The sequence below is a fragment of the Bacillus cereus group sp. MYBK14-1 genome, assembly GCF_051916885.1.
In the GTDB taxonomy this organism is placed as follows: Bacteria; Bacillota; Bacilli; order Bacillales; family Bacillaceae_G; genus Bacillus_A; species Bacillus_A cereus.
Genome location: NZ_JBQAHM010000021.1, coordinates 1 through 24,045, shown reverse-complemented (window position 1 = coordinate 24,045; position 24,045 = coordinate 1). Strand labels below are relative to the sequence as shown.

Here is a 24,045-nt window from a genome sequence, read left to right as displayed (position 1 = left end):
TTTACCTGTTCATGTAAAAATCACCAACTGTTAGACATAGTATTTTACACATTAGTTCTTCTATGCACGTCGAATTGTATTTTTTTATCTTATTTTAGGCATTTATTACTTCTTTTTTTACATCTGGTAAGCCTTTTAATAAATTTTCAGCAATTGTTAACCACTTCGATGTCTCTAAGCCATTTGTTTTCATAACAATTTTCAATTGTGATCCTTCCATTCCTAAACCGATCATACGTCCAAAACTATTTCCGAGCATGAATAATTTTCCACCATCAATATTTTGACTTGCTTGTTCAGAAAACAGGAATGTTACTTCAAATTTATTCTGCTTAATTAATTCAATTTGTTCTTTCATTGCCAACACTTTAATATTTGCAATTTGTAATAAATAACCAACTTCTTGTGGATAATCGCCAAATCTATCGATCATTTCTTCCTGCAATTCTTCAATATCCTCAATTGCAGAAACACCTCTAAATTGTTTATACATCATAATTTTTTGCTTACTATCTGAAATATAAGCATCTGGTAAATATGCATCTACCTCTAAGTCAATTTCAACATTAACTATATTTTCAGCCCCATCTGTTCCTCTACGCTGTTCAATTGCATCTTTTAACATTTGCGAATATAGATCAAATCCGACAGAATCAATAAATCCATGCTGTTCTGCCCCTAACAAATTACCTGCTCCACGAATAGATAAATCTCTCATCGCAATTTTGAAACCAGATCCAAGTTCCGTGAACTCTTTAATTGCTTGTAGACGCTTCTCTGCAACCTCTGACAGCACTTTGTCACGTTTATATGCAAAGTATGCATACGCAACACGATTAGAACGTCCAACACGCCCACGAAGCTGATACAACTGTGATAATCCCATACGATCTGCATCAAATACAATTAACGTATTTACATTCGGAATATCTACACCCGTCTCAATAATTGTTGTACTTACAAGAACATCATGCTGTCCTTCTAAAAATGATAGCATAACAGACTCTAATTCGCTTTCGTTCATTTTCCCATGTGCGTACGTTACGCGGGCATCTGGAACTAACATCGAAATTTCATCTGCTTTTCTTTCAATATCCTCTACACGGTTATATAGGAAGTAAACTTGACCACCTCTTGCAAGCTCTCGCTCTATTGCCTCTCGCATTAACGCTGGATTATACTCGACTACATACGTTTGGACTGGGAAACGATTTTCTGGTGGTGTCTCAATAACAGATAAGTCGCGCACACCAAGCATAGACATATGAAGCGTCCGCGGAATCGGAGTTGCCGTTAATGTTAATACGTCAACATTTGCCTTCAATTGTTTAATTTTTTCTTTATGTGTTACACCAAATCTTTGTTCTTCATCAATAATAAGAAGCCCTAAATCTTTATACGTAACATCTTTAGATAAAATACGATGTGTTCCGATTACGATATCTACTGTTCCATCCTTTAAGCCCTTAATTGTTTCATTTTGTTGTTTTCTCGTACGGAATCTACTTAATAAGCCTATATTGATCGGATAATCTTGAAAACGCTCTCGAATTGTTTCATAGTGTTGCTGCGCAAGAATCGTTGTCGGTACTAAAATTGCAACTTGTTTTTCATCCATAATTGCTTTAAATGCCGCACGAATAGCCACTTCAGTCTTTCCATACCCTACGTCACCACAAAGGAGCCTATCCATCGGGCGTCCGCGTTCCATATCTTTTTTAATCTCGTCAATAGAACGTAACTGATCCTCTGTCTCTTGATATGGGAAAGAGGATTCGAACTCTTGTTGTTCTGCCGTATCTGGCGTATATGCATAGCCTTTTGAAGCTTCGCGCTCAGCATATAGTTTAATTAGGTCATCCGCAATGTCTTGTACAGATTTTTCAACTTTCGTTTTAACCTTTTTCCAATCATTACCGCCTAATTTATAAACTTTCGGATCCTTACCTTCAGATCCCACATATTTTTGGACTTGATCAATTTGTTCAATTGGAACGTATAGCTTATCATTACCTTGATATTTAATATTTAAATAATCTTTGTGAACACCATTAATCTCTAATGTCTCAATACCTAAAAATTTACCTATACCATGATTTACGTGAACTACATAATCTCCAACTTTTAATTCCGAATAACTTTTAATACGTTCAGCATTCGATAACTTTTGTTTACGTTGTGATTTTTTAACTTTCTTATGAAAAAGCTCCTTTTCAGTAATGACAACAAGCTTTTGCATCGGCATTTCAAATCCTGCATGTAAATCACCTACAGCAATTTGTAACCTTCCAGGCAATAAGATATCTGTACCTTCTACAATATCTGCCTCAATATCATAATCACTTAAAATATGTTGTAATTTTTTCACACGTTCATCATCTGTTCCAAGTACAACAGTCGTAAAATGCCCTTCATTCCATCTATCAATTTCTGTTTTTAACAAATTCATCTGTCCATGGAAATCTTGCATTGTTTTACATGTTACATTAACAATATTTTGCGGATGTGTGTGTGCGATATGACGCAAGAATAACGTTAAATATACAAAACTTCTTTTTTTATGATGAAGAAACCCCTCGAATGGGTGAGAGAAAGATAAATCTTGAATAATTGTTCCTTCACCAAGAAGTGATATATACCATTCCGCCTCTTCTGTTTCAAGATGCGATGCTGTTTCTTGAATACGGGAAATCTCGTCTAAAATTACAACACCGTCTTCTGGTAAATAATCTATCAGACTAGCAGGTTCTTTATAGAAAATAGATAAGTATTTAAACATCTGTTCTATACTTTGCCCGTTTTTCAACATCTCAATTTCATGACTTACCGTCTCAAGCACTGTAGTCTTTAGTTTATCATCAGAAAGTTTTTGCATCGTCTTAGTTAAACCTTCTTCAAGATGCTGAATTCCTGATTTTAATTCTTCCTGTGAAAATAAAAACTCTGTTGCCGGACCAAACCTAACGCTTTCTTTTTTACCTTGAGAACGCTGTTCATCCACATCAAATAATCGAATAGAATCGACTTCTGTATCAAAGAATTCAATACGAAATGGTAGTTCTTCAGTTAAAGGATAAATATCTAATATTCCCCCACGCAAACTGAACTCCCCTGGAGCTTCTACCATCGACTTACGTTCATAGCCAATATGATGTAAAGTATGCAAGAGCGCATCTAAATCAATCTCTTGCCCTAGATTGATTTCAACTTGCTTTTGCTTCCACAATTCTTTTATTGGTAAAAATCTACGCAATCCTGCCACTGGCGCTACAATGATTCCATTCTCTCCCGCAGCCAAGCGATTTAACACTTCTATACGTTGCGCCTTCAATTCTGGACTTGCAACCCCAATTTCCGATGCTATCAGTTCATTCACTGGATATAGCCACACATCTTTTTCACCAAGTAATGCCACTAAATCTTCATGTACTTTTTGTGCTTGGTATAAGTTATGTGTCACGATTAATTGTGATTTTTTTGTTTTTTTATATAAAGCCGCCATTAATAACGAACGAGAAGACGTTGCCATCCCTGATATAAGTTGTTCTTTTAACCCATCTTCTAATCCATTAATAACCGATTGTATCTCTTCATTTTTATAAAATTGCTCTAATAAACCTATCATTTTTAAAACTCCTCTCAACATAAAGAGCAAGTCATTCTATTTTATGCAAATATTTTGGAAAAGGAAAACAGAAAAATGCTTTGGACATGCCAAAGCGACAACATTTTATTGCAGAAATTTTTCATACTCATAATACTCAGGATAAGATGCGAGCGTTTCTTGACACGATTCACAAATCGTTTTTATATATATATTTCCATTCTCATGAAAATGAATCATTTCTACTACTTCTTGCTCTGTTAGTTGAAATAAAACGTCGCTATATACTTTTTCTGCGTTAATGGAGCCTACATTACCTCCGCAGTGTCTGCAATAATAATACCCTTCCATACTAGCCTCCTAAAAATTCAATTACTACTAGTATGGGTAAAACAAAAGAGAAATATTCCCAATCTCATTTTTAACTATTGAAAGTATTCATGATTTGGAGAAAAGGCTTATTTAGCCACTCTTCACATGCATCCGCTGCTTTTTCAATAGAATGGTTAACATCCGGAATCTCTTCAGATGTAAAGCGTCCTAATACATAATCGACTACCTTCATTCCATTTTTCGGGCGATCGATTCCCATACGGATACGTTGAAATTCTTGTGTTCCTAGGTGCGAAATCGTTGACTTTACACCATTATGTCCACCAGCACTACCTTTCATGCGAAGACGCAATTTACCTACAGGAATGTCCAAATCGTCGTACATAACAACGAAGTCCTCAACATCAATTTTATAATAATCCATGAGTGGACGAATACTTTCCCCAGATAAGTTCATGTATGTTAGCGGCTTTAATAAGATTACCTTTTCTCCATTAACAAACCCTGCACCAAATACACCTTTAAATTTTTGTTCATTCAAAGAAATGTTCCAACGCTTCGCAAGTTCATCAATGGCCATAAATCCAATATTATGCCTTGTTAATTCATATTCTCTACCTGGGTTCCCAAGTCCTACTATCAATTTCATTCTTGTACCACTACTTTCTTTTTTCGATACGAAAAGACGTAACCAATTTTGGTTACGTCTCATTCTATCCAATTAATTGAATAATACACTCACAGATTCTTCTTCGTATACACGAATGATTGCTTCTCCGATTAATGGAGCAACTGAAAGTTCATGTACTTTGTCGATTTTCTTCTCTTCTGGTAATACGATAGAGTTCGTTACAACTAACTCTTTAATATTTGAATTTTGAATACGCTCAATTGCTGGACCAGATAATACTGGGTGTGTACAGCAAGCATATACTTCAGAAGCACCGTTCTCAACAAGAGCGTTTGCTGCTAATGTAATTGTACCAGCTGTATCAATGATGTCATCAATTAAAATCGCTGTTTTACCTTCAATATTACCGATAATGTTCATTACCTCTGATACGTTCGGGCGAGGACGACGCTTATCAATAATAGCGATTGGCGCTTTTAGACGATCTGCCATTTTTCTTGCACGAGTTACACCACCATGGTCAGGAGACACGATTACGATATCTTTAAGACCTTTTGTTTCAAAGTAATCTGAAAGAATCGGTACACCCATTAAGTGGTCGATTGGGATATCAAAGAACCCTTGAATTTGTGGAGCATGTAAATCTAGAGTGATTACACGAGTTGCACCTGCTGTTTCAAGCAAGTTTGCTACAAGTTTCGATGTAATTGGTTCACGAGAACGCGCTTTACGGTCTTGACGCGCATAACCATAGTAAGGAATAACAATATTAATTGTTTTCGCAGATGCACGTTTTAATGCATCAATCATAATAAGTAATTCCATGATATGTTCGTTTACTGGGAAGCTTGTAGATTGAATAATGAATACATCGCAACCACGGATACTTTCTTCAATGTTAATTTGAACTTCTCCATCACTAAAACGATCAACAGAACATTTTCCTAGCCCTACTCCAATATGCTTTGCAATCTGCTCAGCAAGTTCCTTATTAGAGTTTAAAGAGAATACTTTCAAATTAGAATTTAGATATTGAGTCGACATCTAGATTAACCCTCCACATTATGATTTTTTCTTATTCAGCAATTGATCAACATAGTCTTCTTTGTTAACTTGACGTGCACGTGCTACCGATAATGCTTTTGATGGAACATTCTCTGTAATTGTAGAGCCTGCTGCCACATAAGCACCATCTTCAACTGTTACTGGAGCAACAAGGTTTGAATTACATCCAATAAATACCCCATTACCAATCACAGTTTTGAATTTATTCTTACCGTCATAGTTCACCGTAATTGAACCACAACCAAGATTCACGTCTTCTCCAACTTGTGCATCCCCGATATAACTCAAGTGTGAAGCTTTACTTCTATTACCAAAGACAGTTTTTTTGATTTCCACGAAGTTTCCAACGCGTACTTCGTCTCCAATAACTGAATCTGGGCGAATATGTGCAAATGGACCAACCGATACTTCTGTACCAAGCTTACTATCATGTACAGTAGATTGTCGAATTGTCGTACGATCTCCAATTTCACTATCGCGAATTACTGTATGCGGTCCAATTTCACAATCAGAGCCAATTACAGTGTTCCCCTCAATAATTGTTCCTGGATGAAGAACTGTATCACTACCGATAACTGCATCAGCAGAAATATAAGTGTTACTTGGATCAATAATTGTAACACCGTTTACCATGTTCTTTCGGTTGATACGGTTTTTCATAATAATTTCCGCTTGCGATAGAGCGACTCTGTCGTTAACACCTAACGTTTCGTCGAACTGCTCTGTTTGATAAGCTGATACGATATGACCTTCATTTTTTAAAATCTCAATAACATCTGGAAGGTAATATTCACCTTGCACGTTATCATTTGAAACTTTAGAAAGTGAAGCAAATAAAGCCTTATTATCAAAACAATACGTACCTGTATTGATTTCTTTAATAGCTAATTCTTTCTCATTTGCATCTTTATGCTCAACAATCTTTTCAACATGACCATTCTCATTACGAACAATACGGCCATATCCAGCAGGCTCTTCTATGTATGCTGTTAGCACCGTCGCCATTGCTCCTGCTTCTTTATGTTGCTGAAGTAATGCTTCCATTGTTTCAGCAGTTATTAGAGGCGTATCACCACAAATAACTAAAGTTGTTCCTTCTTCATTTGCAAGTACACTTGCAGCTTGATCTACAGCATGTGCTGTACCAAGTTGTTCTGCTTGTAATGCAAATTCACTTACGTTCCCTAGCTGTTCTTGTACCATTTCAGCACCATGTCCAACAACCGTTACAAGTTTCTGCAATCCTAATTGAGATACTTGATCGACTACGTGTTGTACCATAGGTTTTCCACATACAGGATGCAGCACTTTGTATAGCTTAGACTTCATACGTGTGCCTTTACCTGCAGCTAGAATCACTGCAAATCTGTTTGACATATAGACCCTCCATCGCAACCTATTTATCCATTAAAGATATTATCCTAAATCATCATATATTTCAAGAAACACATTTTAACTATTAAATTTTACCATAATTCTTATAAGATGTTTTACTCTTTAGTATCTTTTTTAAGAAATAAGCTATACTATTTAAAATGATTTTGAAAAAATTAGTAGTTTCTTCTTTTTATGTTAATAAATTGTGCAGTTTCCAAATATAAAGCAAAAAAAACAAACTCCTGTAAATGCTTACAGGAGTTTGCTACAAAATTATAAGGCTTTTTGTCAAAAGCCCTTTTCATTCGAATTTTACGAAGCACCCGCTTCTTCAAACTCAACCTCTTCTAACTCGCCTAAACGATGATACTCTGTTAAAACCGCATCTTGAATTTTAGAGCGTGTACCAGAATTAATTGGATGTGCAATGTCACGGAACTCTCCATCTGGAGTACGTTTACTTGGCATTGCTACAAATAATCCATTATTACCATCAATTACACGAATATCATGAACAACAAATTCATGGTCTAGAGTAATAGAGGCAATTGCTCTCATGCGGCCTTCTGTGTTTACGCGGCGTAATCTTACGTCAGTCACTTCCATCTTGTGTTCACCACCCTTTTCTAAATAAGCGATATATTTGTATAAATTCCACAAATTTTCTATTTTCCCTTTAATTTTTTAAAAATTTTTAAGATAAAAATTTTTAAAGTAGTTGAATATAGAGATTAGTGGAGGTTATCGCTTACAAAAGGTTACTTAACTAGGGCGATTACTTCAATTTCAACGGAAACATCTTTCGGTAATTTTGCTACTTGCACACAAGATCGAGCTGGTTTATGAGTAGAGAAATAAGAGCTATACACTTCATTCACAGCATTAAAATCATCCATGTCCTTTAAAAATACTGTTGTTTTTACGACTGTATCAAATGAAGCACCTGCTTCCTCTAATACCGCTTGTAAATTTTGAAATACTTGTTCTGTTTGTACTGTTACATCTCCTGTTACAAGCTCCCCATTTGCCGTCAATGGAATTTGTCCTGAGCTATAGAACATGTTATTTACAATAATCCCCTGTGAATAAGGTCCAATTGCTTGTGGTGCCTTGCTTGTTTGAACAACTTTCATACTTTTCACCCTTTTATTATTTATTTTACTCTTTAAAAATAGTGTACGAAAGGCAGTTTGTCCATCTATTTTATAATCTATAAATAAAATAAAAAAAGATAGAGCTATCTGCTCTATCTTTTATTCCGCCTCTACAAGCCCTTCATCAAATGGCGCAAGAGAATAATTCCCTTTTTCCACTTGAATCGTTTTTTCTTTCACATCAACTTCCGATAGACGAATTAATGATACAAAATTATTAATTAGTCGTTCTTCAATATCTGTGGATTCTACTAATACACCAATACCAACAACATTAGCCTTGAACTCTTCTAACATACTCATCATACCTTGAATTGTTCCGCCAGCTTTCATGAAGTCATCAATAATTAAAACATTCGACCCTTCTGGAAGACTGCGTTTTGCTAACGTCATTGTTTGAATTCGTTTAGAAGAACCCGACACATAGTTAATACTAACAGTCGGACCTTCTGTTACCTTATTATCTTTCCTTGCAATTACAACTGGTACATCTAAGTAATTTGCCACTGCATAAGCAAGTGGAATCCCCTTCGTTGCCACCGTCATAACTGCATCAATTGGTTGCCTAGCAAAAACAGAAGCAAACAAACGACCTGCGCCATTAATATGGCGAGGATTACTCAATAAATCTGTCATGTATAAGTAACCGCCAGGCAAAATACGATCTGGGTTTTCAAATAAGCCACAAAGCTCATCAATAATTAGATCTGCCTCTTCTTCACTTATATACGGTATATATTTCACTCCTCCTGCTGCTCCTGGTATCGTTTGCAATGTGCCGACCCCTTGTTGTTCAAACGTTTGCTTAATAATAACTAAATCTTCACTAATGGAAGACTTAGCCGATTGATACCTTTCAGCAAAAAAAGTGAGAGATACTAGCTGACGAGGGTTTTGTAGCAAGTAATAAGTCATATCGACTAATCTTGTACTTCTTCTAATTTTCATACTCTCACCTCAAATCACGAATATTCTAAACAAATCATAACGTATTATACGTCTTTATTCAAGCGTTTCTCGCTCTCCTAATAAACGTACCGCATAGACTTGTTCACAAAATCCTTTTAATCCGTTATAAATGCGATGCATTCGTGAATCATGGTGTACAAGTCCAAATACAGTTGGACCACTTCCACTCATTAATACAGCATCCGCTCCAAATCGCTTCATCTGTGATTTAATACGGGCAACTTCAGGATGCATTCCAAATGTTACATCTTCTAAAACGTTACCAACAGTATCACAAATTCCTTTATAATCACCAGAATTTATGACATCAACCATTTTATCTACATTCGGATGTGTAACTCGATTTAACTTTAAATTTCCATACACATCAGCAGTAGATACACCTATATGTGGTTTCGCTAAAATAACCCAACAAGAAGGCGGAGTCTTTATATGCTCAATTTTCTCTCCTCTTCCAGTGGCAATTGCTGTGCCTCCGTATACACAGAACGATACATCTGATCCAATTTCTGCGCCAAGCTCTGCTAACTCATCAATTGTAAGCCCTAAATTCCATAATTTATTAAGACCACGTAATGTGGCTGCTGCATCACTACTTCCACCTGCTAATCCAGCTGCTACTGGAATCGTTTTTTCAATAGTAATAGATACACCTTTTTTTACATTAAACTTCTCTTTTAATAATTTCGCTGCCTGATAAGCTAAATTTCGTTGGTCGTCTGGGACATACCGATTATGGGATAAAATTTCAATACGGTCTTCTGCTAATTCCGTTAGTTCTAGACGATCTGCTAAATCAATGGTTGTCATAATCATTTTCACTTCATGATATCCGTCTTGTCTTTTTCCCAGTACATCTAACGACAGATTAATCTTTGCTGGTGCTTTCACTAGTAGCTTCAATCTATTCACCCACTCTATGTACTCAATCTTTTATCGTTTATTTTACCATAAATTTATAGTAAGACGATGACACTTCCCTAATTATAACGAAAAGCATTCAGAATGAAACTACTTATGTAAAATGATGGCACCTTTTAGAGTACAAAAAGCCGAGGAATGTCTCCTCGGCTACCGTAGCATAGAAAGTATCTTACAACTACTGGTTTCGTTTCATTAATTGCTGTTCTGCAATTTCTATAGCACGTTTCACCATGTTACCAGCATCTTTCGCACGAATTCCGCCCCATCCTTCTTTCTGAACAACATCATAAAAGCCAAGCTCTTTTGCTAGCTCTTCTTTAAATTGGTTTGACATGACACCTCTTCGTCTACTCAATGCAGAGTCCCTCCTTATTTTGCTACGGTATAGTTAGTATGCAAAATAATATAGCTTTTCATTTATGGGAATATATGTAATGATATACGGATTATAAAATGACCTCATTATGAGGGTCTCCATAAAATGTTAACTCTACTGTCTCTGTTAAAACATCTGCATAACTATAAGATACACGTTGCAACGCATCTTCTTGTTGATCTAATTGTACAACAAAAACGGAACGGTATGTTTCTGCTAGTACACCTGATTGCTCCACAGTTTTTCTTCTTCCACTATTTGCTTTTAACATAAGTCGCTGTCCAAGATGGTGATCTAATTCGCTTTTAATTTCATCTAAACGTTTTGACATATACTTCGCTACACCTCGCTGTAATTTAGATTGAACACTTAAAGCACGATATATCTATCCTAATTATTAACCGCGATTCACAGCTAATATCATCCTGCGTTTGAATAGATAGAAGAAATACTATATTGTAAAAGTATCATTACGTAGTCTGCACGTTCTTACCTCTTTTTATCCAAATTCATTTAAATCCTTCCATACAAAAAAGCAAGATACATATGTATCCTGCTTACTCTTCGTAATGTTGAAAAGGTAATCCCGTTCGTAAAATCCCTCTCGTTTCAATTCCACCTAGTCCCTTTTCACCAGTAATTGTATTACGTACGACATCCCATACATTGACTCTCTCCATAAATGAAGTAAAACTAATTTTACCAACTACATATACAGGATCTAGTGCATGAATATTAATTCTAGATGGTGAACTAGCGAAATTGGCCCCTGCACGAATTAGTGCCTCAAAATGTGATTGACATGCCCCAGCAAAAATAACAAGTTGATCCAATGATGGATATTTTTTTCGCACTTCACGAACAGCCTGTACAAAATGTCTTGAATGCCTATATGCCGCTAAATCTCCCTTCACTCCTTTTGATTTTGTATATGCATCATGCCCTGTAATAACGAGAATGTCTGGGCGAAAGTGATCTATTAAGTCTACTACTTTTTCATGCATCTCCGTTTCTTTACAATGAATACCTTGAACAGGAACGCCAATTTTATTATATAAATCTAAGCACTTGCGCAAATATAAAGGGTCTCCATCTATATGCAATACACGTCCCGGCATTTGAAAATAATTCACCTCACTTGTGTATCCACCAGTTGAAGTATGTTCATGCCTTTGTTTCATCAGTACATAATCTTGTTGAAACAAACGATACGTGCGCTCCATTGTTTCTTTCTCACGCTTCACCCTTTTTTTATGTTCTCTTTGATCTATACTAATTAAATCTTCAAGTGGCGCATCCGCCACCAGTCTAATTTCCTCTCCAAACAATATAGCTATCTCGCCTTTTATTTCTATAATACGAAAAAGAATATCCCTCTTATGAGAATATCGTTCCACTAATTCTCCAACATGTAAAACCATTCTCCTACCTCCAAACTCATTAGGCCATCTTACCTGTTTTTAAAGTATGAATTTAAAGAGAGAAAGGTGACAAAAGGGACAGTTCAACTTGAACTGTCCCTTTCATATTCTTATGATAATTTATGAAGAACTAATGCATTACTTAATGTTGCAAACTCTTCAATAGATAGCGTTTCGCCTCTTCGCTTTGGATCAATTCCTACTTCTGTTAAAATTCGATCCAATAATTCCTTATCTTTCGGGAAACCATTTAAATTATTTGATAAATTATTCATCAAAGTTTTACGGCGCTGTGCGAAACTTGCTCGTACTACTTCAAAGAAGAATGTTTCATCTGTCACCTCTACAACCGGTTTCGGACGCTTTAGAAGGCGAATAATTGCAGAATCAACATTTGGCTGTGGTACAAACACTGTACGCGGTACAGTCATAACTGTTTCAACTTCTGTATAATACTGAATAGCAATCGATAAAGAACCATACTCTTTCGTTCCAGGTTTAGCAGCTAAACGATCTCCAACTTCTTTTTGCATCATAACAACAAATCCACGAACTGGTAACTTTTCTTCAAGCAATTTAAATAAAATTGGCGTTGTAATATAGTATGGTAAGTTAGCTACTACCATTACATCTTGCCCTTCTTCAAATTGCTCATTAAATACTTCATGTACATCTGCTTTTAGTACGTCTTTATTAATAACTGTAACGTTACCATATGGCGCTAACGTCTCATCTAAAATTGGTAATAGTCTTTGATCAATTTCAAAAGCCACTACTTTTTTAGCACGCTTTGCTAATTGCTCTGTTAATGCACCAATACCTGGTCCAATTTCAATTGCACCACTTTCTGAACCAATTTCTGCATGATCGACAATACGATTTAATACATTTGTATCAATTAAAAAGTTTTGTCCTAAACTTTTTTTGAATGAAAATCCATACTTTTCAACAATGTCTTTTGTACGATTTGGCGTTGCGATATCCTTCATTTTTTTTCCTCCTGTATTACTTGCTTATAAGCTTCTGCAAATGATTCCTTTGAAACTTGAAACATCTGTAATCGTTTATGTAACTGTTTTGCATTTGTATAACCAATCTTTAATAGCTTACCCATTCTTTCTCTGCGGCTCTTTGCCATTTCTCCGCCCACTAAGCCTGCATCGACTAAATCACTCCAACTAATTTCACTTGTGTAAGCTTCCATTTCTTCATGTATATTCTCTAGAGCGCGGCGAATCGACTCATTAGAAGCGTGTTCGATCCCAACACCCTTTTTCCTTTTAGCAAGCGCTTCTTCCTTCGGTAAAAAGGCATGCTTACAGCCAGGAACCTTGTCAGAAATAATTTTTCGAATACGCTCTCCAGGATAATCCGGATCTGTGAAAATAATAACGCCCCTTTTTTGCTGCGCTAATTTAACTTGCTCAATAACATGATCACCGATTGCTGAACCGTTCGTTTCAATTGTATCCGCATCAACAGCACGCTTAATCGCAACTGTATCATCTTTACCTTCTACAACGATAATCTCTTTTATTTTCATGCTTGCCTCCACACTCATTTCGTCTCTACTTAGTAAAACAAAAAAATGACGACTTTTCCATTATTATTTTCCCCATTCTTATATTTTAAAAAATAGAATAGAAAAATCTTTGTTCTCTGTCCTTATTGTAACACTTCATCATTCACATTTATTTTCTTCATCACTTCTACTAGTTTTTCTCAAAATAAAAAAGAACAGGTTTCCCCATTCTTTTTTATTCAACACCAAATAAAACTTTTGCATTTTTAGTTGTCATTTCTGCTACTTCCTCATAAGAAATTCCTTTTAAATTCGCAATTTCTTCTGCCACGAGTTTTACATAACTCGGTTCATTTCGTTTCCCTCGAAATGGATGCGGTGTTAAATACGGACAATCCGTCTCTATTAACAATTTCTCTAATGGAATCTCCGTAGCAACCTCTTTCGGCTTCTTAGCGTTTTTAAATGTAACTGGTCCACCTAACGAAATTAAAAAGTTCATATCAACACATCGCTCTGCTACCTCTACGCTGCCGCTAAAGCAATGCATAATGCCTCCTACTTCAGCTGCATTCTCTTCTTCTAGAATATCAACAATATCTTGAGTTGCATCGCGGTTATGTATAATAATCGGCAATTTTACTTTTTTCGCTAATGCAATTTGTTTACGGAATACTTCTTTCTGTATTTCTTTTGGAGACTTATCCCAGTGATAATCTAAGCCCATTTCTCCAAGTGCAACGACTTTAGGATGAGAAGCAAGTTCTTCTAACCAAGCTAAATGTTCTTCTGTCATGTCGATTGCATCAACTGGGTGCCACCCAACCGCAGCGTAAATAAAATCATAGGCTTCAGCTAATTCCATCGCCTTTTTTATCGTTACTTCATCAAAACCAACAACAACTGTATAAGTAACTCCCGCTTCTTTCATTCGGGCAATAACCTCTTGCAAATCCCCTTCGAATTGCTCTGCATTCAAATGTGAATGTGTATCAAACAACATAATACATAACTCCTTTTATATTGAAATCAAGTTTATTCTACAAAAATAAGTTCTTTAATAACTTAACGATAACAATACTACAATCTTAATGCAAAAATAGAGAGTGTAAAAAGAAAAAAGACGCTTCACACATGTTACACGTGAAACATCTCTTTTCTTGTCTTAATTACTTGATTTTTGTACCATTTGGTAGATTTTGGTCAATTGATGCTAATGACAATACGCCATTCTCTTCACCCGCTAAAATCATACCTTGCGATAATTCACCGCGTAATTTTACAGGTTTTAAGTTTGTTACACAAATAACCTTTTTACCTTTTAAGTCTTCCGGCGAATAGAATTTTGCAATTCCAGAAACAACTTGACGCTTTTCTGTACCTAAGTCTAGTTGAATTTTTAACAGCTTGTCTGCTTTTTTCACAGGTTCAGCAGATAGTACTTCAGCTACGCGTAATTCTACTTTAAAGAAATCATCAATTGTAATTTCTTCTGCCTTCGGTTCTTCTTCTTTTTTCTCTTCTACTTTAGGAGCAGAGCTTTTCATTTGTTCTTTAATGTACTCTACTTCCACTTCCATTTCTAAACGAGGGAAAATTGGGTTTCCTTTTTCTACTTTTGTTCCAGCTGGAATGCAGCCAATTGTAGATAGACTTTCCCAAGATTTATGAGCTTCATCAGTAAGGCCAAGCTGAGCAAACATCTTGCTTGGTGCTACTGTTAAGAATGGCATAAGCATAATACCTGTTTGACGAAGTACTTCTGCTAAATGAGCCATTACAGAGGCTAACTTTTCACGATCATTCTCATCTTTTGCTAATACCCATGGTTGTGTTTCATCAATATATTTATTCGTACGACTAACTAGTTGCCAAATAGATCCTAACGCTACAGAGAACTCCATATTCTCCATTGCTTCTTCTACTTTTTTCAAAGTATCTTGTGCAAACGCTACTAACGTTTCATCAAATTCCGTCACATTTGCTTTAAATGCAGGGATTTCTCCGTTAAAGTACTTATCAATCATAGCTACTGTACGATTTAATAAATTACCTAAGTCATTTGCTAAGTCGAAATTAATACGCTCCACAAATCCTTCTGGTGTAAATACGCCATCAGATCCAAATGGAACTTCACGAAGTAGGTAATAACGTAATGCATCTAATCCGTAACGATCGATTAATGTAACTGGATCTACTACGTTTCCTTTTGACTTACTCATCTTTCCATCCTTCATTAAAATCCAGCCATGAGCAAAGACTTTCTTCGGAAGAGGTAAATCTAATGCCATTAAAATTATCGGCCAATAAATTGTATGGAAACGAACAATTTCTTTCCCAACTAAATGCACATCTGCAGGCCAGAATTTTTTATATTTCTCTTCATTTGCTGTTCCATAACCTAACGCCGTAATATAGTTAGATAATGCGTCAACCCATACGTAAATAACGTGTTTTGGGTTACCAGGAACACGAACTCCCCAGTCAAATGAAGTACGAGAAACTGCTAAATCTTCTAATCCCGGTTTAATAAAATTATTAATCATTTCATTTTTACGAGACTCCGGCTGAATGAAATGTGGATTATCTTCATAGAACTTTAATAGTCTGTCGACATATTTACCCATTCTAAAGAAATAAGATTCTTCACGAACAAGTTCTACATCATGACCACTATCTGGGCTTTTTCCTCCAACTACTTTGTCGCCTTCCATAATTGGATCTACTAATTGATGCTCTGTATAGAACGTCTCATCTTGTACAGAATACCAACCTTCATATTCATCAAGATAAATGTCACCTTGATCTACTAATTGTTTAAAGATTTTTTCGACAACATCTTTATGACGATCTTCAGTTGTACGAATAAAATCATCATAAGAAATATCCATCTTCTCCCAAAGCTCTTTAATTCCTGCAACAATGTTATCAACATATGCCTGTGGCGTAATATTTAACTCTTCTGCTTTCTTTTGGATCTTCTGTCCATGTTCATCAGTTCCTGTTAAATAATGCACATTATAACCTTGCATACGCTTATATCGTGCCATCGCATCTCCTGCTACTGTCGTATAAGCATGTCCAATGTGTAATTTTCCACTTGGATAATAAATTGGGGTAGTAATATAAAAGGACTTATTTTCCTCTGTCATTGTTTTGGACCTCCCGAATAACCTCATATGTATTTATAAACAGTATATCAAAAACTCATATATAAAGTGAAACTTTAATCAGTAGGGTTTTTGTTCCTCCCCACTAATTATTAGCCCACGTTAATTGGGCTTTTACGAGCAGCCCAAATCTAACTTATCTTCTTTACGCCAACCTAATTTTCAATTTAGGTCTTAATGCTCAATATCTTTATCATCTATTGCTCATATTTCAAAAAAATATACAATATCCACTTTTAATTTATTATTTTTTTCAGAAAATAATGTAAATAATTGTGGAATTTCCTCTCAATCTATTATATATAAGAAATAAGAAATCTATAAATCTTTTTAAAAAATATAGAATTTAAGAATTGACGGAAATGTAAATGATTGGTATCATATGTCCATAGGGTATTTTGTCGAAAAATGACGAATCTAAAAATAGACTCGAAACTTATAAACTATTTATTTAGGAGGAAAAAAATTATGAAATCTACTGGTATTGTTCGTAAAGTTGATGAATTAGGTCGTGTAGTAATTCCAATCGAATTACGCCGTACTTTAGGTATTGCAGAAAAGGACGCTCTTGAAATCTATGTTGATGACGAAAAAATCATCTTAAAGAAATATAAACCAAACATGACTTGCCAAGTAACTGGTGAAGTATCTGACGGTAACCTTTCTTTAGCTGAAGGTAAAATCATCTTAAGCAAAGAAGGCGCTGAGCAAATCTTAAACGAACTTCAAGATTATATCGAAACAGCAAAATAAGCTTCTCAATTATGAGAAGCTTATTTTTTATCGACATGATAGATTTGATATACATCTCTTTTCGACAAATCTCGATCTTTAGCGACTGTTTTAATCGCTTCTTTTGAATTCATACTTTTTTCATTTATATAATATTCAATATGATCATATACCGAAAGAGATTCCCACCATTGTTCTTCTGGAGCAGGTTCTTCTGTTGAACCAGCTACTAAAATACAAAACTCACCACGTACTTCATTTTGCTTCGTCCACTCAATTGCTTCTTCGATTGTTCCTCGAATAAATTCCTCAAATTTTTTCGTTAACTCTCGACATAATACAATCTCTCTATTTCCCAACACTTCCTGCATCGAAATTAAAGTATCATCTAAACGATGAGGTGCTTCATAAAACATCATTGTAGTTTGTACATAACGAAGCTTTTCTAACTCCATCTTCCGTTCCTTTTTGTTTCTCTGCAAGAAACCATAGAAATAAAACTGCTTTGTTTCAAGACCGGATGCAATTAATGCTGTAAGGGCTGCATTTGCTCCAGGAAGCGGAATTACATGATATTGCTCAGCTACTGCCTCAACGACAATATCGTAACCTGGATCAGAAATACACGGCATACCAGCGTCACTAACAAGTGCTACATTCTTTCCATCCTCTAATTTCTCTAATAGTTTCTTCCCACTTACTTCTTTATTGTGCTCATGATAACTCGTGACAGGTGTTTCAATTTCAAAATAATTACAAAGTTTTTTCGTTTGTCTCGTATCTTCAGCAGCAATTAAATCAACTTCTTTTAAAATTCGGATTGCACGAAATGTCATATCTTCTAGATTTCCAATAGGAGTTGGTACTAAATATAAAACTCCCTTTTCATTTTGTTGAAAGCTTTTTTGTTGCCACATAGCGTTCTCCTTTTTGCATATATGCCTCTTTTTGTTTTCTCGTTAATTGCTTAAAGTAATACTCCGCTTGCATAGCTGTACGCTTATCATCGTGGGTCTCTACATATTTTAAAACGACAGGAAGCCTGACGCGTGTATACTTAGCCCCTTTGCCGCTATTATGAGTCTGAATTCTCTTTTCTATATGGTTTGTATATCCAGCATAATAACTTCCATCAGAGCACTCTACCACATAAAAAAAGTGCTTATTCTTCTCCATATAAAATTGAACGTAGCTCCTTTGTATATTCGTTATTGTTCTCATATACAACGAGAGGCGGTAAAATTTTCAAATCTGCATTTCCATCCTTAATTCCTTCAATTAACAATGTATTTGCTTCTTTTCCAACCTTAGGATAAACAAATTGCACACGCTTTGGTTCAATTTTATATTTACGCATTAATGTGACAATGTCTAGTAATCGCCCTGGACGATGTACAAACGCTACTTTCCCACCTTGTTTTACTAACTGACTACTTGCAGATACAACATCTTCTAATGTACACATAATTTCATGACGAGCTATCGCTAAATGTTCATTCATATTTTTCTCTGAAGTTTGAGGTGTTTGAAAATATGGTGGATTACATGTAACAACATCATATTGATGACGTCCAAGTTTCTCTGGCATATCTTTCAAATCTCCATGTATGAGGTGAATTCTTTCTTCCAACCCATTGTATTGAACACTTCTTACTCCCATATCATATAAGCGTTCTTGAATTTCCACACCAGTAATATTTCCTTTTGTTCTTGTACTTAATAGAAGGGGAACAACCGCGTTACCTGTACACAAATCAAGTAAATTCCCCTTTTGAATTGGTACCCATGCAAAATCTGCAAGTAAAACGGCATCTAAAGAAAAATTAAATACTGATGGGCTTTGTATAATCTTCATGTCTTGTGCTAATAAGTAATCTAAACGTTCATCTTCATATAAATTCATATACTGCTCCTTTTCTTACCCTTAACCTACCCTATTTCATGTATAAAAAATTACCTTTCCAATTATAATTGGAAAGGTAATTTTACTTTTTATTTAAGAATGAAAGACAGAACAAACAATCTCCCTCTTTACGTACACTTCCATAATGTAGATTGCAAATATGAAAACCTTCTTGATATAGTCTCGCTAAATTGTCATAGCCTTCACCAATATCTGTTTTCGGCTTCACTTCTTTACGTTTTTGAGTTTTTTGTTTTTCTTTATTCTGCACTTCTTCAAAACGGTGTCGCAAATTGTTATTTTCCATTTTTATATGCTGGTTTTCTTCCAACAACTCTGCAAGATGCTGTTTTAACTCTCCCAACTGTTTATATAAATGTCCAATTTGCTCTTCCATACTAGAAACCGATTCAAAAATATCTTTTTTCTCCACAAGCACCCACCTCATTAATCTGTGGTTTGACTCGAAACGACCCCTTTATTCACTAACTCATCTAACGTATATTCTACTATCCGTTCCTTGTCTACTAGTTCCACTTGAATTAATCTTTCTAAAATATTTAATCCGATAACACGGCCAGTACCATGCGGGGTTTGTATACGTTGATCTAAATCAGGAAGTTGTTCCTTTGCTGCCTCATATTCATCATTCTCATATTTTAAGCAACACATTAAGCGACCACATAAACCAGAGATTTTTGCAGGATTTAATGATAAATTTTGATCCTTTGCCATTTTAATGGATACAGGTTCAAAATCCCCTAAAAAAGTAGAACAACAAAGCATACGACCACATGGACCAATACCACCTAGCATCTTCGCTTCATCACGAACACCAATTTGTCTTAGTTCAATTCTTGTTCTAAAAATTGCGGCTAAGTCCTTCACTAGTTCGCGGAAATCGATCCGACCATCCGCAGTAAAATAGAAAATAATCTTATTACGATCGAATGTATACTCTACATCTACAAGTTTCATATCAAGATTATGCTCTACTACCTTTTGTTGACAGACTTGATATGCTTCTTTGGCAGCATGTTTGTTCTCTTCAACAATGGTACGATCATTTTCATTTGCAATACGAATAACCTTTTTTAGCGGTAATACAACGTCGTTTTCATCAACTTGTTTTTTGGTAATAACTACTTTTCCGTATTCAATACCTCTTACCGTTTCTACAATGACAAACTCATTTTCAGAGATATCGAACTGGTTTGGATCAAAGTAATATACCTTTCCGGCCTTCTTAAAGCGAACACCTACTACATCATACAAAACGGTCATCCCTCCTGCAACCGCAACACTAACTGTTCGAACACAAGCTGCGCATTTACATTAGCGTTGATTCTATTTTTTGCCTCTAATATATTAAAGAGAGCTGATACAATGCGCTTCTGAGCATAGGAAAACGATTCAAACATCTCTTTCTGCTCATGAAAAACAAGACGATCTTCTTCTCCAAGTTGAACATATAATAAATCCTTATAAATAAGGAGTAACATATCTAAACCTTGCTGTAATTGTTCTTTCTCTCCAAAGTGTTTTCCCCATTTTTCTTGTACAAAAAAAATAGAGGTTTTATCTTTTTCGAGCGCTTCACATAATTTTATCACTAAAGCTCGTGCTTGTGCAAACCATTCATCACTACATAAAGCTAAAGCTTCATCAAAACTATTTGTAAGTTGAGCAGCAAGTGTCGATAAAGATGCTGTAATCCCTTCATCCTGTAATCTTCTAATTAAAGATTCCGTAGGTAACGGTCTAAACGTAACAACTTGGCAGCGAGATAAAATCGTATTTAAAATTTGATGACTTTGTTCAGTAAGTAAAATAGCAGTTGTATCACTACTTGGTTCTTCTAAAAATTTCAAAAGTGTATTTGCCGCATTTGCTGTCATACGATCTGCGTGCTCAATAATATATATTTTTTTATTTGCCTCTAATCCTGTTTTGGAAAACTCTTCTTGTAAATCATGAATTTGCTGCTTCTTAATAGATAATCCGTCTGGTTTTACAATATGTAAGTTAGGGTGGTTACCTGAATCAATTCGCTTACAGTTTGTACATACATGGCAGGGCTCTACTCCATTCCGCTCAGAACAGAGGAAACTCTTTGCCATTTGAATTGCTGTCGCAAACTTTCCTGTCCCTTTCCCTCCCTCTAACAAGTAAGCGTGGGATATACGCTCTTTTGCAATGCTATTCATCAACATTTTTACACCGATGGGTTGTATAGCAGAAAGCTGCTCCCACGTCTTCGTCATAATGCATACCTCACTTATTTCATTCTTTCCTTCTATTATAACAATTTATCTTCTATAATCTGAACAACTTCTTCTATAAGTTTTTCCATCGGTTGATCAGCATTTACCAATACAATACGATCCGAGAAACGTTCTACAACTTGTAAATACCCTTCGCGCACACTTTTATGGAAAGAGATATCTTCCATATCTAGTCGATTTACTTCACGTCCTGCATCTTTTTCAATCCGAGCCAAACCAACCTCAGGCTCAATGTCTAGATAAATTGTTAAACTAGGCATACAGTCCTCTGTTGCGAAACGATTTATTTCAAATACCTTATCCATACCCAATCCTCTTGCATAGCCTTGGTATGCTAAAGAGCTATCTATAAAACGATCACATAACACGAGGTAGTTCTCATTAAGTGCTGGCATAACTTTTTCTACTAAATGTTGTCTGCGCGCAGCAGCATAAAGAAGCGCTTCTGTACGTGCTTCCATCATCGTATATTCTTGTTTATGTAAAATCGTCCTAATGTCCTCAGAAATTGCAATACCGCCTGGTTCCCTTGTCGCCATTACCTTCTGTGCTTTTTGTTCAAAATATGGCAATAAGCTTTTAATTAACGTTGTTTTACCTGAACCTTCTGGGCCCTCAATTGTTACAAATAATCCCTTCATCCTAAAACCTACTTTCTATATCATACACTTTCATATATTTCGTATTACCTTGAAAACGAGCTCCTGCTCTTTCTAAATACATAATTTGCTCTTTATGCTCTGAAGTAATTCTCTCTCCATACATAATTAATGGAATTCCAGGCGGATACGGAATCACCATTTCCGCCGCAATCATTCCAACAGCCTCTTCTATAGATACTATCTTTGTTTCATATCCGTCTAGTTGTTTATACGTATACGGTAAAAGAGAGAATTCACCATTATAAGTATAACGAATAGATTCCCTCTTGTCTTTCACCTCATAATGTTGCAATGCTACTCGGATCATCTCTATAACCTTCATATATCCCTCATTTACTTGTAAGGGTAAAATAAATAGGACATTGTACGGATCAGCCATCTCTGTATATATACCGACCTTTTCAAATACAGACTGTAATTCGTACCCTGATAACTGACAACGAGTTTGTACGGTGACCTTTAACTCATCTTGCAACGGATATTCTAAAATGGCGATTTGGGGAATAGAACGTAATTGTTCCTTAAATCTTCGTAAAAACTCAACAATTTCACTGTGACCTTCTTCTTTTATACGCGCCATTGTAAAGCGTGCTATATCCAAGGAAGCCATAATTGGATACGATGGACTACTAGATTGTAGCATACTTAAATAAGTAGTAACCTTATCTTCGTCTACTAAATGACTATTTATATGTAAATAGGAACCCATTGTCATTGCGGGTAATGTTTTATGTGCAGAATGAACTACAATATCTGCACCATATGTTAATGCTGACTTCGGAAATGGTTCTCCCAAACATAGATGTGCCCCATGTGCCTCATCTACCAAAACAGGGATTTTATGTGCATGTGCAAAAGCGATGCTTGCCTCTAAATCCATCCCCATACCATAATAATTAGGATGCGTTAAAATAAGTGCTTTCGCATTTGGATACTTTCCAATTGCGTTCTTAATAATTTCATTACGAACTCCCACTGGTACGTTATAAGCTTCATCAATCCATGGATCTAAAAAAATGGGATTTGCTCCCGCAAGTTTTAAACCATTAATAATTGATTTATGACAATTTCTTTGTACAAGAACAATATCATGTTCCCCGCAACAAGACAAAATCATTGCTAAGTTCCCGACTGTTGAACCATTAATTAAAAAATAACTTCTCTTTGTATTATAAACTTCAGCCAATAATTGTTGTGCCTCATCTATACATTCAAACGGACTATGCAAATCATCTAGTCCTGCTAATTCAGTTACATCAATAGATAGAATACCTTTAAACTCTCTTATTACCTCCTGAGGGAAGTTTAAACCATTCTTATGACCAGGAACATGAAAGGATAACGGCCCTCTTTCTTTAAACTCTATTAACGCCTCATATAAAGGCATACGATTTTGATTCATCTACATCTCTTCCTTATTATTCATTCTCTATCTATTATACAGAACAAAAAAAATAATAGGCATATGCCTATTTAAAAATATGATACTTCTAATTTTCGAAGCTGCTTTAAATAATATATATATTTCGGATCATCTGTCTCTGTATTCACCATATCCTTTTCACATTCATGGCATATTAAATTATTATAAACATATATACCTTCTTTTCTTTTTGTCTCACAAACAATACAAACTTCACTTTGTAATTTCATAATCTTCCCTCCCTATTTAAGTGAACCTATTTTATACTTCTAATCCTTAACAATTTACAGAAAAATATACACCCATCTTTTATATAATATGATTAACTCTTGGGCAACGTGTTTGTATTTCCATTACTTCTTTCCCATTCTTTTTAACAATACAAAAAAACACAAGTCAAATGACTTGTGTTTTTAGTTGCTTGGCGACGTCCTACTCTCACAGGGACAAGGTCCCAACTACCATCGGCGCTAGAGAGCTTAACTTCCGTGTTC

At 35.5% G+C, this 24,045-nt stretch carries 26 protein-coding genes; 1 reads left to right on the top strand and 25 read right to left on the bottom strand.

All coding sequences use genetic code 11. From position 1 onward, the window contains the following. Window positions 1-94: 94 nt before the first annotated feature. From mfd to metG, 16 genes are all read right to left on the bottom strand, one after another. Window positions 95-3,625 carry a transcription-repair coupling factor gene (mfd, locus tag ACTFR3_RS27990; protein WP_000579688.1) on the bottom strand — a complete coding sequence of 1,177 codons (3,531 nt, stop codon included), beginning with the start codon at window positions 3,623-3,625 and terminating at the stop codon, window positions 95-97. Window positions 3,626-3,730: 105 nt separating this feature from the next. After that, window positions 3,731-3,955 (bottom strand): anti-sigma-F factor Fin family protein, encoded by a 225-nt coding sequence (locus ACTFR3_RS27985; RefSeq protein WP_000399438.1) that lies wholly within the window; start codon window positions 3,953-3,955, stop codon window positions 3,731-3,733. Window positions 3,956-4,025: 70 nt separating this feature from the next. After that, window positions 4,026-4,586 carry an aminoacyl-tRNA hydrolase gene (gene pth / locus ACTFR3_RS27980; RefSeq protein WP_000767702.1) on the bottom strand — a complete coding sequence of 187 codons (561 nt, stop codon included), beginning with the start codon at window positions 4,584-4,586 and terminating at the stop codon, window positions 4,026-4,028. Between the two features lie 72 nt (window positions 4,587-4,658). Further along, window positions 4,659-5,612: a ribose-phosphate diphosphokinase gene (locus tag ACTFR3_RS27975; RefSeq protein ID WP_000107420.1), complete on the bottom strand. Its 954-nt coding sequence runs from the start codon at window positions 5,610-5,612 to the stop codon at window positions 4,659-4,661. Window positions 5,613-5,630: 18 nt separating this feature from the next. Then, window positions 5,631-7,010, bottom strand: a complete 1,380-nt coding sequence (gene glmU / locus ACTFR3_RS27970) for a bifunctional UDP-N-acetylglucosamine diphosphorylase/glucosamine-1-phosphate N-acetyltransferase GlmU (RefSeq protein WP_000071041.1) — start codon at window positions 7,008-7,010, stop codon at window positions 5,631-5,633. A 312-nt stretch (window positions 7,011-7,322) separates the two neighbouring features. Continuing rightward, entirely contained in the window at window positions 7,323-7,616 is a 294-nt protein-coding gene (gene spoVG, locus ACTFR3_RS27965; RefSeq protein ID WP_000454041.1) for a septation regulator SpoVG, read from the bottom strand. 152 nt (window positions 7,617-7,768) lie between these two features. Further along, entirely contained in the window at window positions 7,769-8,143 is a 375-nt protein-coding gene (locus ACTFR3_RS27960; protein WP_000869815.1) for a RidA family protein, read from the bottom strand. A gap of 120 nt (window positions 8,144-8,263) precedes the next feature. Continuing rightward, window positions 8,264-9,112 (bottom strand): pur operon repressor, encoded by an 849-nt coding sequence (purR, locus tag ACTFR3_RS27955; RefSeq protein WP_000702466.1) that lies wholly within the window; start codon window positions 9,110-9,112, stop codon window positions 8,264-8,266. Window positions 9,113-9,166: 54 nt separating this feature from the next. Further along, window positions 9,167-10,036, bottom strand: a complete 870-nt coding sequence (gene ispE, locus ACTFR3_RS27950) for a 4-(cytidine 5'-diphospho)-2-C-methyl-D-erythritol kinase (RefSeq protein ID WP_000772104.1) — start codon at window positions 10,034-10,036, stop codon at window positions 9,167-9,169. A gap of 196 nt (window positions 10,037-10,232) precedes the next feature. Next, window positions 10,233-10,412: an acid-soluble spore protein SspF gene (gene sspF / locus ACTFR3_RS27945; protein ID WP_002094215.1), complete on the bottom strand. Its 180-nt coding sequence runs from the start codon at window positions 10,410-10,412 to the stop codon at window positions 10,233-10,235. A 91-nt stretch (window positions 10,413-10,503) separates the two neighbouring features. Continuing rightward, window positions 10,504-10,764 carry a biofilm formation stimulator Veg gene (veg, locus tag ACTFR3_RS27940; RefSeq protein ID WP_000044347.1) on the bottom strand — a complete coding sequence of 87 codons (261 nt, stop codon included), beginning with the start codon at window positions 10,762-10,764 and terminating at the stop codon, window positions 10,504-10,506. A gap of 226 nt (window positions 10,765-10,990) precedes the next feature. After that, the gene (yabG, locus tag ACTFR3_RS27935; protein WP_000242868.1) at window positions 10,991-11,854 is read right to left on the bottom strand and encodes a sporulation peptidase YabG; all 864 of its coding nucleotides are present in this window, start codon (window positions 11,852-11,854) and stop codon (window positions 10,991-10,993) included. Window positions 11,855-11,964: 110 nt separating this feature from the next. Beyond that, a complete protein-coding gene (gene rsmA / locus ACTFR3_RS27930) occupies window positions 11,965-12,843 on the bottom strand; it encodes a 16S rRNA (adenine(1518)-N(6)/adenine(1519)-N(6))-dimethyltransferase RsmA (RefSeq protein ID WP_000651548.1) in 879 nt (292 codons plus the stop codon). Then, the gene (gene rnmV / locus ACTFR3_RS27925; RefSeq protein ID WP_000692835.1) at window positions 12,840-13,397 is read right to left on the bottom strand and encodes a ribonuclease M5; all 558 of its coding nucleotides are present in this window, start codon (window positions 13,395-13,397) and stop codon (window positions 12,840-12,842) included. The genes rsmA and rnmV overlap by 4 nt, the downstream gene beginning before the upstream one ends. Window positions 13,398-13,611: 214 nt before the next feature. Next, window positions 13,612-14,379 carry a TatD family hydrolase gene (locus ACTFR3_RS27920; RefSeq protein ID WP_000895851.1) on the bottom strand — a complete coding sequence of 256 codons (768 nt, stop codon included), beginning with the start codon at window positions 14,377-14,379 and terminating at the stop codon, window positions 13,612-13,614. Between the two features lie 166 nt (window positions 14,380-14,545). Continuing rightward, the gene (metG, locus tag ACTFR3_RS27915) at window positions 14,546-16,528 is read right to left on the bottom strand and encodes a methionine--tRNA ligase (RefSeq protein WP_000134132.1); all 1,983 of its coding nucleotides are present in this window, start codon (window positions 16,526-16,528) and stop codon (window positions 14,546-14,548) included. 486 nt (window positions 16,529-17,014) lie between these two features. Between metG and ACTFR3_RS27910 the strand changes: the two genes are divergently transcribed. Beyond that, window positions 17,015-17,299, top strand: a complete 285-nt coding sequence (locus tag ACTFR3_RS27910) for an AbrB/MazE/SpoVT family DNA-binding domain-containing protein (protein WP_000843036.1) — start codon at window positions 17,015-17,017, stop codon at window positions 17,297-17,299. A 20-nt stretch (window positions 17,300-17,319) separates the two neighbouring features. Here the strand turns inward: ACTFR3_RS27910 and rsmI are convergent, their stop codons facing one another. The 9 genes from rsmI to ACTFR3_RS27865 form a co-directional block, all read right to left on the bottom strand. Continuing rightward, on the bottom strand, window positions 17,320-18,195 hold the full coding sequence (rsmI, locus tag ACTFR3_RS27905; protein ID WP_000267821.1) for a 16S rRNA (cytidine(1402)-2'-O)-methyltransferase: 876 nt from the start codon (window positions 18,193-18,195) through the stop codon (window positions 17,320-17,322). Then, window positions 18,164-18,454 (bottom strand): GIY-YIG nuclease family protein, encoded by a 291-nt coding sequence (locus ACTFR3_RS27900; protein ID WP_000414350.1) that lies wholly within the window; start codon window positions 18,452-18,454, stop codon window positions 18,164-18,166. Before ACTFR3_RS27900 ends, rsmI begins: the two co-directional genes overlap by 32 nt. Then, window positions 18,441-19,181: a tRNA1(Val) (adenine(37)-N6)-methyltransferase gene (locus ACTFR3_RS27895; protein WP_001055366.1), complete on the bottom strand. Its 741-nt coding sequence runs from the start codon at window positions 19,179-19,181 to the stop codon at window positions 18,441-18,443. Before ACTFR3_RS27895 ends, ACTFR3_RS27900 begins: the two co-directional genes overlap by 14 nt. Window positions 19,182-19,263: 82 nt before the next feature. Next, window positions 19,264-19,614: a DNA replication initiation control protein YabA gene (gene yabA, locus ACTFR3_RS27890; protein WP_000412063.1), complete on the bottom strand. Its 351-nt coding sequence runs from the start codon at window positions 19,612-19,614 to the stop codon at window positions 19,264-19,266. Window positions 19,615-19,628: 14 nt separating this feature from the next. Next, window positions 19,629-20,456, bottom strand: a complete 828-nt coding sequence (locus ACTFR3_RS27885) for a PSP1 domain-containing protein (protein WP_000272429.1) — start codon at window positions 20,454-20,456, stop codon at window positions 19,629-19,631. Window positions 20,457-20,461: 5 nt separating this feature from the next. Next, window positions 20,462-21,445, bottom strand: a complete 984-nt coding sequence (holB, locus tag ACTFR3_RS27880; RefSeq protein WP_000169561.1) for a DNA polymerase III subunit delta' — start codon at window positions 21,443-21,445, stop codon at window positions 20,462-20,464. Window positions 21,446-21,480: 35 nt separating this feature from the next. Beyond that, complete coding sequence (gene tmk, locus ACTFR3_RS27875; RefSeq protein WP_000677221.1) at window positions 21,481-22,107, bottom strand: dTMP kinase; 627 nt, start codon at window positions 22,105-22,107, stop codon at window positions 21,481-21,483. Between the two features lies 1 nt (window position 22,108). Next, a complete protein-coding gene (locus tag ACTFR3_RS27870; RefSeq protein WP_001075304.1) occupies window positions 22,109-23,530 on the bottom strand; it encodes an aminotransferase class I/II-fold pyridoxal phosphate-dependent enzyme in 1,422 nt (473 codons plus the stop codon). 71 nt (window positions 23,531-23,601) lie between these two features. Then, the gene (locus tag ACTFR3_RS27865; RefSeq protein ID WP_000776278.1) at window positions 23,602-23,781 is read right to left on the bottom strand and encodes a sigma factor G inhibitor Gin; all 180 of its coding nucleotides are present in this window, start codon (window positions 23,779-23,781) and stop codon (window positions 23,602-23,604) included. Window positions 23,782-24,045 lie beyond the last annotated feature (264 nt).